General features: G+C 54.8%; 12 protein-coding genes and 2 riboswitches. Of the genes, 3 read left to right on the top strand and 9 right to left on the bottom strand.

Annotation, left to right across the window (positions count from 1 at the left end):
* Positions 1-118 precede the first annotated feature (118 nt).
* The 6 genes from CR46_RS0105230 to hemP all read right to left on the bottom strand — a co-directional run bounded on the left by CR46_RS0105230 (position 119) and on the right by hemP (position 6,125).
* Positions 119-892, bottom strand: a complete 774-nt coding sequence (locus CR46_RS0105230; protein WP_030070620.1) for an ATP-binding cassette domain-containing protein — start codon at positions 890-892, stop codon at positions 119-121.
* Positions 886-1,926: a FecCD family ABC transporter permease gene (locus CR46_RS0105225; RefSeq protein ID WP_051690114.1), complete on the bottom strand. Its 1,041-nt coding sequence runs from the start codon at positions 1,924-1,926 to the stop codon at positions 886-888. The genes CR46_RS0105230 and CR46_RS0105225 overlap by 7 nt, the downstream gene beginning before the upstream one ends.
* Positions 1,923-2,792: a heme/hemin ABC transporter substrate-binding protein gene (locus CR46_RS0105220; RefSeq protein WP_030070615.1), complete on the bottom strand. Its 870-nt coding sequence runs from the start codon at positions 2,790-2,792 to the stop codon at positions 1,923-1,925. Before CR46_RS0105220 ends, CR46_RS0105225 begins: the two co-directional genes overlap by 4 nt.
* Positions 2,789-3,841 (bottom strand): ChuX/HutX family heme-like substrate-binding protein, encoded by a 1,053-nt coding sequence (locus CR46_RS0105215; RefSeq protein ID WP_030070613.1) that lies wholly within the window; start codon positions 3,839-3,841, stop codon positions 2,789-2,791. Before CR46_RS0105215 ends, CR46_RS0105220 begins: the two co-directional genes overlap by 4 nt.
* A gap of 31 nt (positions 3,842-3,872) precedes the next feature.
* Entirely contained in the window at positions 3,873-5,846 is a 1,974-nt protein-coding gene (locus CR46_RS0105210; RefSeq protein ID WP_030070611.1) for a TonB-dependent receptor domain-containing protein, read from the bottom strand.
* Between the two features lie 111 nt (positions 5,847-5,957).
* The gene (gene hemP / locus CR46_RS18085; protein ID WP_084180376.1) at positions 5,958-6,125 is read right to left on the bottom strand and encodes a hemin uptake protein HemP; all 168 of its coding nucleotides are present in this window, start codon (positions 6,123-6,125) and stop codon (positions 5,958-5,960) included.
* Between the two features lie 390 nt (positions 6,126-6,515).
* Here hemP and CR46_RS0105195 point away from each other — a divergent pair, with 390 nt between their 5' ends.
* Entirely contained in the window at positions 6,516-7,418 is a 903-nt protein-coding gene (locus CR46_RS0105195; RefSeq protein ID WP_030070609.1) for a sensor domain-containing diguanylate cyclase, read from the top strand.
* Positions 7,419-7,598: 180 nt separating this feature from the next.
* Here CR46_RS0105195 and CR46_RS0105190 read toward each other — a convergent pair whose 3' ends face one another.
* The gene (locus tag CR46_RS0105190; protein WP_030070607.1) at positions 7,599-8,840 is read right to left on the bottom strand and encodes a D-amino acid dehydrogenase; all 1,242 of its coding nucleotides are present in this window, start codon (positions 8,838-8,840) and stop codon (positions 7,599-7,601) included.
* A 57-nt stretch (positions 8,841-8,897) separates the two neighbouring features.
* Positions 8,898-9,005, bottom strand: a riboswitch (glycine riboswitch).
* Positions 9,006-9,009: 4 nt separating this feature from the next.
* A riboswitch (glycine riboswitch) is annotated at positions 9,010-9,100 on the bottom strand.
* Positions 9,101-9,347: 247 nt separating this feature from the next.
* Here CR46_RS0105190 and CR46_RS0105185 point away from each other — a divergent pair.
* Positions 9,348-9,641 (top strand): hypothetical protein, encoded by a 294-nt coding sequence (locus CR46_RS0105185; protein ID WP_030070605.1) that lies wholly within the window; start codon positions 9,348-9,350, stop codon positions 9,639-9,641.
* Here the strand turns inward: CR46_RS0105185 and CR46_RS0105180 are convergent.
* Positions 9,616-10,560, bottom strand: a complete 945-nt coding sequence (locus CR46_RS0105180) for a DMT family transporter (protein ID WP_030070603.1) — start codon at positions 10,558-10,560, stop codon at positions 9,616-9,618. The two genes, CR46_RS0105185 and CR46_RS0105180, sit on opposite strands and share 26 nt — an antisense overlap.
* Positions 10,557-11,141 carry a gamma-glutamylcyclotransferase gene (locus CR46_RS0105175; protein WP_030070601.1) on the bottom strand — a complete coding sequence of 195 codons (585 nt, stop codon included), beginning with the start codon at positions 11,139-11,141 and terminating at the stop codon, positions 10,557-10,559. Before CR46_RS0105175 ends, CR46_RS0105180 begins: the two co-directional genes overlap by 4 nt.
* Positions 11,142-11,190: 49 nt before the next feature.
* Here CR46_RS0105175 and CR46_RS0105170 point away from each other — a divergent pair, with 49 nt between their 5' ends.
* Positions 11,191-12,099 carry a histone deacetylase family protein gene (locus CR46_RS0105170; RefSeq protein WP_030070599.1) on the top strand — a complete coding sequence of 303 codons (909 nt, stop codon included), beginning with the start codon at positions 11,191-11,193 and terminating at the stop codon, positions 12,097-12,099.
* The last annotated feature ends 50 nt before the right edge of the window (positions 12,100-12,149 follow it).

Genomic DNA, 12,149 nt, shown 5'->3' with positions numbered 1-12,149 from the left:
AATCTCCTATCCTCAAGTCTAAATTTTGTGATGTTTTTGTACAGCTTTTTGTATCGTTTTTTGAGTCATTTTTTTGTAGTGATCGTTTGTTCCTCTTATGACGTTGGATCAGGTATGGCTAACGCGCTAGCGCGAGCCAAGTGGCAATACCTGATCGATGTGATGCTGGGTGGCTCAATGCAGTAATATCGGCATGATAGATAGCCGCTATGCGTTGAGGATCAAGCACCTCGGCTGGCGTGCCGTGGGCAATGCGTTGACCTTGGTGCAACAGCCATACCCGGTCGGCATAAGTGCCTGCGAGATTGAGGTCGTGAAGCACGCAGACAATGGCTATATGGTGCCGTTCTGCCCAAGTGCGCAGCTGGCGCATTAAGCGCTGCTGCTGGCCGATGTCGAGTGCACTAGTGGGCTCATCCAGCAGTAAAAGACCACCATCTTTGGCGGTAGGTGAGCGTCGTGAGAGTAGCTGGCAGGCACCTCGCGCAATCATTACCCGCTGGCGTTCGCCGCCTGAAAGTGAGAGCACGCTGCGTTTGGCTAAATGTATCAGGTCTAAGTCATGCAGCAGTTCCGCAATCAGTGCGTTACTAGGGTTGCTGCCTAAGCTCACCAGCTCAAAGGTTTGCCAATCAAAGCCGGGCAACTCTTGCTGGGCGACCAGCGCCCGGCGATTGGCAAGCTCGCTGATTGGCCAATCACTTAGACGTTTGCCATCCAGGTGTAGCTCGCCTTCTTCACAGGGGCGAAACCCTGACAGCATGCTAAGTAGTGTGCTTTTGCCCGCGCCATTGGGGCCGACAATAGCGAGTAGCTCGCCAGGGTGAAGGGTGTCGTCCAGCGGTGCGATAGAGGGCGTGGTGGTGAAGCCCGCTTGATGTAGGGTTAGCATGCCCGATTCCGACGCATTAGAAGGTAAAGGAAATAGGGGCCGCCCAGTAGGCTAGTTAACAGCCCGACGGGAATTTCGGCCGGGGCGCCGAGGGTGCGTGCCAGGGTGTCGGCGACCGCTAGCAGTAGTGCACCGCCTAACATAGAGGCGGGTAGCAGCAGGCGATGACCAGGCCCGAGCCAAAGTCGCAGGCAGTGGGGGACGAGCAACCCAAGAAAGCCAATCACGCCGGTCAGCGCGACGCACAGCCCTACGCCCAGCGAGGTAGCAACGACCACGCGGCGTTTGAGCCGGGTGGCATCCAAGCCTGCCGCATGGGCGGTAGATTCGCCTAGCTGAAGTAGGTCAAGCTCACGAGTGCTGCGTATTAACAGCCATAGGGCAACAGCAATAAGGACAAGGGCTATGGCGGTGGTGCGCCACAGAGCGTTGGTAAGCGTGCCCATTCCCCATAAACTGAGCTGACGAAGCTGTTCATCGCTGGCAATAAACGCCAGTACGCCGCCCCCAGCGCCTGCTAAGGTGTTGATTGCCAAACCTGCTAGTAGCAGTGACATAACGGCGGCACTGCCACCCCCTTGGCGCTTGGCAATGCCAAACACCACTAAGCAAACGCTAAGCGCACCGAGAAAGCCCGCTGCAAACTGGCCGTAAAGGCTACCAGCAGCGCTGCCCTGAAATAGTACAATCCAAAGCGCTACAAATAGCCCCGCGCCGCTGGCGAGCCCAAGCAGAGTAGGGTCGGCCAATGGGTTTCTAAATAGCCCCTGCATGGCGGCACCACTGCCCGCCAGCATTGCTCCCACGGCAACCCCCAAGAGCAGGCGCGGTAGGCGTAGCTGCCACCACACTTGAACACTGAGCTCATCTGCGCTGCCATTGATGAGTGCCCAGGGTGACACGCCTAACGCGCCTGAAGCAGAACCCCAGCCAATGGCGATCAATAACGCCAGTGTAAGGCCACTTAACACGCGTGCTGTTCGACTAAGCGGTAATAAGGGGCGATAACGATCATGGGAAGCGCTGGTGATCATCGGCTGACCTGCTCTGTGCCAAGCAGTGCTTCAATATTTTGGCGCAGGGTAAATAGCTGGTCAGGCGTGCGAGGGCCAAAACCAAGCAGCGCCTGATCATCAATCACAATAAGCCGCTGTTCGCGTCCTGCGGGTGTTAAGCGCATACCCGGTAGCTGCCATAACGCGTTTTCACCGCCCAGCGCGTCTAACCCCCGCTGGGACATAATTACCAGCGTGGGTGCTTCTTTGGCCAGGGCCTCTGCCGCAACGCTTTGATACCCCGCCATATTGCCAAAAGCATTGTCGATTCCAACGGCCTCCAAGGCGGTATGGGCGGCGGTGTCGTTGCCAGCGACTCGCGGTGTTAGGCCGCTATGGTGAAGAATAAACATCGCTCGCGTGCCAGGCAGCGGGGGAAGGGCTGCCAATCGCTCAAGGGTGGCGGTGAGTGAGGTTGCCAACTCGTCACCCCTTTGTTGGCGTTGCGTGTGCTGAGCCACTGTGCGGACTTTTTCGGCAATCGAGGAAAGATCAGCAGATGCCTCAATAACATCAACCGTTACACCCACAGCCTCTAGTTGTTCCAGCACTTCTTTCGGGCCGGAATGTCCCGCTGCCAATACACGATCCGGCACCACTGAAAGTACGCTTTCTGCCGACAACTGGCGCAGGTAGCCTACCGAAGGCAGTGCGGCCATTTCTGGCGGGTGGAGCACCGTATCGTCGCGGGCAACGACCTCGATATCCGCACCAAGCGCGGCGATAGTTTCAGCGATATCGCCGCCCAAAATGACCCAGCGTTCATTAGCTAGCGCCCCGCCAATGGTTAACCAGCCAACCAATAGCGCGGCAAGTGACTGGCGTGCGACGCGTGTGGTGCTCATGCCACGGCCTCTTGGCTGCCGAGTTCAGTTAGCAACTGTCGCCACTCGGGCCGCTCCACGCGACCTTCCTGGCGCTCTGCGTAAATTTGCAGCACTAAAGAGCCCTCGGCATCAAAGGCTTCTACGCTGGTAACGCCACCGTCGCGGTTAGGCTTGCTGACCTGCCACACTTGCTCAATGGCGGTGTCATTAAGATGCAGGGTGAACTGCTCGCCAAATAGGTTTAGCCAGCCGCGGGCGCGCTGGGGCACGGGCACTATTCCAGTGCGAATCTGCACGCAACCGGGGCTTGCCACAAACAACATCAGTGGCAGTGCGCGCTGACTTGCGTTAGTTAACAAATTTTCCAGGGCATCGACGGGAAGTGCGTGCGTATAGCGGCCTTCCATTAGTTGGTTGGCTTCGAGACGCTCAAGGTGGTGGCGCTGAAGGAGGGCGAAGAATTGATGCACATCGCACATCGCCGCCCATTCGCTGGCTAGCGTTGGCGCTTCCGGGAGGGCGCGCTTTAAGCGAGGAACGCACTGGGTAAACGCGGGAGTATCCATGGTGCCCAGTGCGGCTAGCGCTCCCCAGTGGCGAGGTAGCGGATTTTCCAGCGCAAAGCTCTTATGAATGGCGCAACCATGTTGGTTGAAAACTTGTAGGCTCCAGCGCCACTGGGCTGTTTCGTTACCCATGGGCACCGGGTCACGGATCAGGCAGGCCCAGTGCCAATGGGAAAACAGCAGCCGTAAATCTAAGCCACCTGGGTCAAGCAGCAAGCCGGTTTGCGGTCCGCCGTTGAGGTCAGGGTAATCGCCGGTTTGTTCAAGCACGGCTAAACGAGAACGAGTGAGTGCTTTGACTCGGCCTAACAGAGGGAAGCGAGCTGCAACATCTTTTGGAGCGAGTGGCAGCGTCCATACGTCACGGCCTAAGCGCGCGGCTTGAAGTTCACCTTCGCTGATCGATAAGCGTTCGGCAATTTCAATTGCGGGCAGGCGAGGCTGTGCTGCTCGTGCTGCGTCAAAGGCTTCTAGAATTGCGATCTGCTGAGACTCGATCATACGTCACCTCTAGACTTAACAGGGCAGCGGGTTACCACTGCCAATTGAGAGTGGCGAACAGGCTGCGTCCGTCGCCCAGGCTGCCATCAGGCCGATACCATACTTTGTCGCCAAGGTTGGCGAGGCGCAGCGCGGTATCAATAGCAGGGGTGATTTGCCAGGCAAGGTGTATATCGTGCAGCCCATAGCCTGGGAGGCGTTCGTCGTCGCCTTGCTTGTCGAAAGCTTGAGCAAAGCGGCCTTGCCAACCGACCCGTATAGCGCTGTTATAAAGCGCGACATCACTGCCCAGCGTCATTTCCAGGGGTGTTTGGCTACCCAGAGCCTCACCGCTGTCGCGGTCTTTGCCAGATACCTCTGACAGGCCTACAAAGCTGGTCAGCATCGGGAACTCGCTAGGTTGCCAAGTAAGACGTGCGTCATAGCCCCATAGCTGGGCACGCTGCACGTTTACGGCTTGGGTAGTGCCCGCCATGATATCGACCTGAGTGTCGATGAAGTCATCTGCACGGGTGTCGAAGTAGCTGGCACGCACCTGCCAGTCACCTTGGTGCCATACCACGCCGCTTTCCCAGGTACGGCTGGTTTCAGGCGATAGGTTGGGGTTGGGAATCCAGTAGTTGTCGGGCGTACAGAAAAACGGTCCTGCACAGAACCCAGCAAAGTGGCGCTCGTTAGCGTAAAGCTCGGAAAGGCTGGGCGCGCGGAAGGCTTCGGCGTAGCCGGAGAACAGCATCAAGGAGTCGTCGGGTCGCCAGGCAAGACGAAAGCGTGGCGACACTTGGTCGTGCACGCTGTCGGCATTGTTTTGACCGCTGGCGTCATAGCGGTCGTAGCGAGCGCCAATGCCGACGTCAAACTGCCCCGCGCCGCCCTCAGTCAAGTAGCTACCTGCCGTGAGGGTGGTGTCAAGATAGGCTGATTGGGTATCGATATCAGCGTGAGGGAAACCATTCGCTTCACCGTCAGGCCGCTGGCGGGTCTGCTCCAGCTCTGCACCAAACACCAGCGTTTGTGAAAGCCAGCCATGGTCGATGCTGTGATAGCCGTCGCTCTGCAGGCCGACCCGCTCAAGAGTACGGCTAGCCTGTGGCTCGTCGATATCCTGTTGGCTAAAGGTAAGCTGTGAGGTGATTTCAGTGGCACCACTCGGTTGCCAGCGGTGGCCAAGTTGTACGTTATTGCTCTCAACGTCACGATCGCGTAATGGGTTGCTAGCGCTGGTTGATAGCTGCTGCGGGTTAGCGGGTTGGGTGGCGCGCTCGTCATAGTGCTGCCAGCTAATAAACACCCGCTGTTCTTCATTTGGCGTCCAGCCGCCTTTGAGCAGCAGGCTATTGAGGCTGGCATCTTCTACTGCTTCATCACCGCCCGCGCGACGAATATCGCCGGACTCGCTACGGCCGACAGAAAATAGCCCATCCACTTGCCCATTAGCCGTTTCACGGCGGCCAAATGCCGTTAGGCTGCCGCGTAGCTCGTCGTTAGCCGTCGACCCGCCTAGGGAAAGACGTGCACCGCTATCTTCATCTGGGGCTAATAGGTCGCTGGCCTCTACACTGGTAAAGCTAACAACACCGCCCATGGCGTTGCTACCGTATAGGCTGGAAAGCGAGCCACGGGCAATCTGCACCTCTTGAATCAGCGCTGGGTCTAGAAAAAAGTTGCCTACATGACCGGTGGTAATATCTTGGCGAATGCCATCTAAGCGAACTAGGACACCATTTTTCCCGAAGCCACGCATGCTCAGCGTTTGGCCATTCCTGCGTCCTTGGCCAGCAACATGCAGGCCAGGTTGGCGACTCAGCACGTCTTCAACGCGACTTGCGGTGGCAAGCGTTGCATCTTGGCGGTCGATGATGTCGATAATCAGCGGTGCGCGGGAAAGATCCGTCGGTGCTCGGGTGCCTGTTACCGTGACGGGATCTAAGTACGTGTCATTGGCGTAGGCGGGCAGAAGAGGAAGTAAGGTAAGGCAAAGGCCTATCGTATGAATTGGTTTCATGGGCCAGACAGTTCCAACAGAAAGTGATGGATAATGTTGCTGGCTGGGTGCGATGGGCTACCTGGCTGGCTAAAAGCGGTAGTAGTAGGTAAGCGGTTATTTTTAAAAGGTTTACGCTGTTAGGATCAGCTTGCCGCTTTTCGTGCGGCGCAGCACATAGCGTCGCTGTTCATGGTGAATAACCAACTGACCGTCTTGATCAAGCAGCGCCTGACTTGTCACCTCGCGAGATGCGCTAGGCGAGCCTTCTAGCGGAACATCTTTTTTCCTAGGCTGCATGAGAGGCTATGTCCTGTGTTAATGATAACTATTAGCGTTAATTTATCAGGTTTGGCTATCGCTCACAACCGTCTCTCACAACCGTCTCTCACAACCACCTCTCACAACCACCTCTCACAAGCATCGTGCAGTTGGTATGTTGAGGCTGTTGCTTTGAGGCATGTCGAAAGCCATCGAGTAACGAAGTGAAGTAAAACGCCACTATTACAATGAGTGACGAAAGATGGCTAAACGAGCGACTTTCGCGCAAACCGCTGGGTATGAGCTACGCTTAGCGACGCTGGTGTCGTTTTTTATTTATCTCAGTGCTTTTTTGGCTGTGGCTGTGGGTAAACGGCTCGTTTCTGGGATGAGACAGCCCCACGCTAACATTCATTGGAAGAAACGATTATGTTGGAAACAGGGAAGAACGTGCTGCTTGCAATTAGCGAACCAAGTAGCCAAGCGACTGCCGTGTTAAGCCGACAACCCAATGGCGACGGTATCCGCATTTTGGATGTGAGTGACGAGTACGCTCAGTTTTGGGGAGGAAGTCGTCACCAATGGCTTGGCTCAGCTCCAAAAATTGTTCATCACGAAGCCAAAAATCAGCGGCTTCTTAGCCGACTGCATAATGCATTAGATAGTGGCGAATTAAGCGTAGGCTGTTCGATATCAGGTCTTGACGATGGCAAACGCACGCCCAATGTGGCGGGGGGCAGTGTTATTGAATGGCGCATCACCGCCATGAATGTGCCTGGTTATACTGATAATGTCTTAATACTTGTTCAGCGTGATATTTCTAAGCGTGTTGAGAAAGAAGCCGAGCTAAAACGCTTAGCAACGACGGATATGTTAACCGGACTAATTAATCGGTCACGTTTTGACTATTTGCTAAAGCATGAAATAGGGCGTTTTAATCGTTATGTGCGCCCTTTTTCGCTAATCATGCTTGATATCGACCATTTCAAGTTAATTAATGATAACCAGGGCCATGACGTTGGTGATCAAGTCTTGGCTGCGCTTGCCAAACTGTTAGAAGATAACTTACGCGCTGCCGATTACTGCGCACGTTGGGGTGGTGAAGAGTTTATGATTTTAGCCCCTGAAACATCGCTAAAACAGGCGGTAAAGTTGGCCGATAAAATACGCTGCTGCATACGAAAAGCGCAATTTCCCTCGATCGGTAGTGTGACAGTTAGCTTAGGTGTAGTTGAAGTAACGCCTGATGAATCCCAGCAGAGCGTGATGAAACGGGCGGATAACGCCCTTTATCAAGCGAAAGAAAAAGGGCGAGATGCGGTAGTCTATTAACCTTCTGGCAAGACTAACCTCTGGCAAGTAAGGGGCTTGTGGCCCCTTTTTTTAACGGGAGTTGTTCGTAGCGGTTGCTAAGAATCGTTTTTCAGGGGCTGCTTCCAGGGGCTGTTTTTAATAACCATCCCTGATAATGCTTTTAGCTTTTGTTTAGACAGTGCCAGCTAATAAATACCGTTAACGCGTAGCGGCGAGTGAAGCTGCTTGAGAAGTATCCACTGCATCTGCCAGCATTTCGGCGGTAATCGCAGAAAGTGTCCAGCCTAAATGGCCGTGTCCGGTGTTATAGAACACCGTGGGTAAGCGGCCAGGCCCAACCTTGGGTAGCATATTAGGTAGCATCGGGCGTAGGCCTGCCCAGGGCACGACACGCTGGGTGCTCACACCTGGGAAGCACTCTTCTACCCAGCGAACCAGCGGCTGAATACGGTCATTGCGTATATCGCGATTCGCGCCGTTAAACTCTGCGGTACCCGCCACGCGGAAGCGGTCATTTCCTAGTCGGCTAGTCACCAACTTGGTTTCATCATCTAGCAGGCTGACCGTTGGCGCAGCTTGCTGAGAAGCTTCGTCATCTAGCTGCACGGTAATAGAATAGCCCTTTACTGGATAGATATTGACCCGGTCGCCAAGTTTAGCGGCAATGGCGCGGCTGCCAGTACCTGCGCAAACCACCACGCTATCGAAGCTCTGGCGTGTTGTTTCATTGTCGACCGTAGCACTCACCCATGCCCCGTTCTCGTCTGCGCCGATATCATTAATATGGTGGCCGTAATTCAGCTGTACGCCGCGCTTGGCTGCAGCGCGTGCCAAGCCATTGGTGTACTTGTGGATATCGCCAGTGGCGTCGCTTTCGGTATAGAAACCGCCATGGTAGCTGCCCGCAAGTGTAGGCTCGATGGCGCGCATTTCGTCTGGGGTCACTGCACGTCGCTCAAGGCCACCTTTCGCTAGCAGCTGGGATACCCGCGCTGCGTGATCAAAACCGGCTTTGTCACGGTAGATGTGCAAAATGCCCTGTTGCTTAAGATCGAACTCAATCTGCTCGTCTTTCGCCCACTGAAAGAGATGTTCTCGGGCAGCAATGGCTAACCGAGTAGTTTCTGTGGTGTTGTCAGCATAACGGGGGATAGCGGCGATAAATTCGGCGAACCAGCTGAGTTTATGCCAGCTAGGGCGGGGGTTAACTAGCAGCGGTGCGTCGTTTTTCAGCATCCAGCGCAGGCCTTTAATGACTGTCGGCCAGTGGTTCCACACTTCTGCATTCGACGCTGAGAGCTGCCCGCCGTTGGCAAAGGAGGTTTCCATTGCCGCATAGCGGTGTTTTTCAAAAACAGTGACGTCAAAACCACGCTTTGCTAGGGCATAAGCGCTTGTAATACCGGTGATTCCACCGCCAATAACAGCAATGCGTTGCATGATACTCTCCAGATTGTATGAGCGTCGGGCGATACCCCCAGCACACAAATGGCTAGGCGTACCCCTTCCGTCATGGAACCTGAGAGATTCACGCATCAATTGAGGCGCTTGCTCCTTCGGTGGGCTGAGTGACGCAGTCATCAACCGCTCTTCGGAACGTATTTTTGAATAGGCAGTAGCGGTCCGTTGGCCTGAGAGTTTCCGGGGTCGTTGCTCCTTCGGCGCTGGTGGCAGGCACCAGTCTCTCCCGCTACTGCATTGTTGACGTTTTAACGTGTTTGCCGTGAAAGTGAAATAGGGTAAACGTCTTAAGGGTGGACGTAATAAGCATAGGGTTTAAAAGGATAGGGTTTAAAAGGGTAGGGCGTGAAAGGATAGGGCGTGAAAGGATAGGGCGTGAAAGGATGAGGCGCGAAAGGGAGGAACAAGCTGCTTTGTCGGTATGCTTTGCAACGGCTATGTTTTCACTGACAATACCGACAACTTTTTTAGCGATGGACGAGACCCATGCAGGCAAACGGATTTTTTGACGGTACAGGCGAAGCCATTGGCGACGCTATTCGCGTGATGGTGGAATTTTTACTAGGCTTTTTCACCAATTTTTTTGGCGCGTTTGACGACTTTATCGACGGTCTTACTCGCTCTTTGGGTATCAATGCGTCGTTCTTCAGTCTATTGGTATTGGTAATTGGCTTGTGGTTGTTGTGGCGAGGTATCCGAGCATTACTACGGGGCTCCCTGTTGGGAGCCATCGTGCGCATTGTGCTAGCGGTGTTTATCCTGTCGTGGCTAATGGTCTAGGCCGCCGCCCACCCATCCAGGCTTGCGCTATGCCGCAGGCAATAATCAGCGCGCAGCCGCTTAGCTGCAGCGGCGATAGCGCCTCCCCAAATAGGCTCCAACCGAAAATCACTACCGCTACCGGCTCGCAGTAGGCCAGTGTGCCGTATAGCGCGGTGGGTAAGCGGCTTATCGCCATGACGGCACACAGCAGCGCCAAGAACCCAGGCACGAAGCCAGCCACTAAGAGCCAAGGCCACTGCCATGCTGCGGCAGTGAGCCCCTCAGGCTGCCACAAAGCAAACGGCAGGATAACCAGCGCACCGACCAGCAACTGCCAAAATGCGCAGGCGCGGTCATCCAGACGGCTTGGTAAACGACGGTTCATCAGAATAAAGCCGCTGTAGGCAAACATAGCGGCTAAGCCAAAGCCCATACCGATCACGTCTTGGCGGTTGTCTAGATTAAGGCGAAACTCCTGCATCATGGCAAACCCAAATAGGGCTAACCCAATAAGTCCCACCTGCGTGAGTGTTAGGCGCTCAGAGAACAGCAGATGAGCCACAATGGCGGCAAAAATCGGCGCAAGATACACCATCAAAATAGCGTTGGCCATTTGGGTATAGTTCATGGCTTGAACGTAAAACAGTATAAACGCCGCTAGTAATACACCACTGATCACCACGTGCCGCCCCGGCAGCGTTTTCAGCATAACGTGGCGTTTTGTCAGCACCAGATAGATCAGCAAAAATGCTGCCCCCAAGCTCAGCCGATAAAAAGTAATACTTTCGGCATTTAGCTCGGTAATCCGAGAAATAACGCCAATCGTGGCCATCCCAACGGCCGCTACCACGGCCAATATCAGGCTAGAAGGGGCGATTGCCGAGGTGGTGGGGTGTGCTGAAGAGAGTGTTAAAGAGGGTGTTGATGGGTGGTTCATAAACGGCGCACCTGCTCTTCCAATGAGTAAACATGGGCATCATCGATACCCAATTCGCGCAGCGCTTGGGCCAGGTTTAACAAGTAAGCTTTATTAGAACCACTTGGTCCATGGGCCTGGGCGATCTGTTGGGCGATGTCGGTTAGTGGTGCATCGCCTAAAAAAGCGGGATTTTCGTCAGTAGCTAAGTAGATTAGCCCTTCAGCCGTTGCTTGGGGCGGTGGTGCCTTATCTGGTTGCCCTAGAAAAGTCAGCGGCACTTTTTCACGCAGGTAGCCGTTCTTTTCACGTACATCCAGCGGTGCCAACACATCAGGAGTAATGCGATACGCCATGCCATGGCAGACAGCCCCTTGGGCACGAATTAGCGTCGCGACGCGACCCGGCGAATCAGGCGTGCCACGGTGGTCGTGGGAGCCTTGCCAAAAGCGTCGTGCCCAGCCAGTAATATAGGCAGGCTGACGTTCTAGGTAAGCAAAGTCGGCCTTCCAGATCAGCGAGCCGTAACCAAAAAGCCAGATATCGGCATGGCCATCGAAGAAGTTTCTTTGCTGGTTTAGGGCGGTGGTATCAAGCAACATAAGGCATCTATGCCAAATCAATATTAATTAACAAAGTGGCAACGCACATATGGCGTTAACGATCGTGCATCATCCGGGTTATACGATTAATTTACCAGTCAACCACCCCTTTCCGATGGAAAAATTTCGGGTGCTCAGGCAACTGCTTGGCGAACAGCCGTTGGCTTGCCCCGTTGAGTGGCTAATGCCTGAACCAGCGCCTATCAGCACCCTTGCCCGGGTGCATACCCACGATTACCTAAACGCGCTAATACAGGGCACTTTAGATCGTGCTGCTCAACGGCGTAGCGGCTTTACGTGGTCACCTGAATTAGTCGAGAGAGTGAGGCTAGAAACCGGCGGCACGCTGCTCACGCTTGAAGCGGCGCTGACCAATGGCGTTGCCTGTAATTCGGCAGGCGGCACTCACCATGCCCATGCCGATGCTGCCAGCGGTTACTGCCTAATTAATGACCTGGCGGTGGCGGCGGCCCAGGCGTTGGCCCGTGGTTGGGCTGAGCGGGTACTGATCGTTGATTGCGATGTTCATCAAGGCGATGGTACTGCCCGATTGTTTACCGGGGTGCCTGGGGTATTTACGTTTTCCATGCACGCCGCGGGTAATTTTCCAGCGCGCAAGGCCTCAAGCGACCTAGATATTGCGCTGCCTGATGGTATGAGTGATGACGCTTATTTGGCCGAGCTTGCGTCCCGGTTGCCAGGGATTCTGGCAGCTTATCAGCCAGATGTAGTGCTGTATGACGCGGGCGTTGATGTCCACCAAGAGGATCGGCTGGGCTATTTAGCGCTTAGCAGCGACGGCCTGTATGCCCGCGACCATTATGTGCTTCGCTGCTGTCGTGATGCAGATATTCCCGTGGCGGCAGTGATTGGCGGCGGTTATGACCGCAATATCATCGCACTGGCACAACGTCACGCCCAGCTGCATCGCGCAGCAGCGGATGTGCTTACTTCTTAGCGGCTTACTTCGTAGCTTGTAAGTTTAAAAACCAACAACTAACACCGATA

Origin of the sequence: Vreelandella neptunia, assembly GCF_000712975.1 — a bacterium.
Taxonomy (GTDB): Bacteria; Pseudomonadota; Gammaproteobacteria; order Pseudomonadales; family Halomonadaceae; genus Vreelandella; species Vreelandella qaidamensis.
Note: the sequence above shows the minus strand (reverse complement) of the source record. Positions and strands in the feature narration are given on the sequence as shown.

Excerpts from the sequence above, each read along its gene's own strand:
- CR46_RS0105230 (WP_030070620.1), bottom strand. The coding sequence starts at position 892 with ATGCTAACCCTACATCAAGCGGGCTTCACCACCACGCCCTCTATCGCA.
- CR46_RS0105225 (WP_051690114.1), bottom strand. The coding sequence starts at position 1,926 with ATGATCACCAGCGCTTCCCATGATCGTTATCGCCCCTTATTACCGCTT.
- CR46_RS0105220 (WP_030070615.1), bottom strand. The coding sequence starts at position 2,792 with ATGAGCACCACACGCGTCGCACGCCAGTCACTTGCCGCGCTATTGGTT.
- CR46_RS0105215 (WP_030070613.1), bottom strand. The coding sequence starts at position 3,841 with ATGATCGAGTCTCAGCAGATCGCAATTCTAGAAGCCTTTGACGCAGCA.
- CR46_RS0105210 (WP_030070611.1), bottom strand. The coding sequence starts at position 5,846 with ATGAAACCAATTCATACGATAGGCCTTTGCCTTACCTTACTTCCTCTT.
- hemP (WP_084180376.1), bottom strand. The coding sequence starts at position 6,125 with ATGCAGCCTAGGAAAAAAGATGTTCCGCTAGAAGGCTCGCCTAGCGCA.
- CR46_RS0105195 (WP_030070609.1), top strand. The coding sequence starts at position 6,516 with ATGTTGGAAACAGGGAAGAACGTGCTGCTTGCAATTAGCGAACCAAGT.
- CR46_RS0105190 (WP_030070607.1), bottom strand. The coding sequence starts at position 8,840 with ATGCAACGCATTGCTGTTATTGGCGGTGGAATCACCGGTATTACAAGC.
- CR46_RS0105185 (WP_030070605.1), top strand. The coding sequence starts at position 9,348 with ATGCAGGCAAACGGATTTTTTGACGGTACAGGCGAAGCCATTGGCGAC.
- CR46_RS0105180 (WP_030070603.1), bottom strand. The coding sequence starts at position 10,560 with ATGAACCACCCATCAACACCCTCTTTAACACTCTCTTCAGCACACCCC.
- CR46_RS0105175 (WP_030070601.1), bottom strand. The coding sequence starts at position 11,141 with ATGTTGCTTGATACCACCGCCCTAAACCAGCAAAGAAACTTCTTCGAT.
- CR46_RS0105170 (WP_030070599.1), top strand. The coding sequence starts at position 11,191 with ATGGCGTTAACGATCGTGCATCATCCGGGTTATACGATTAATTTACCA.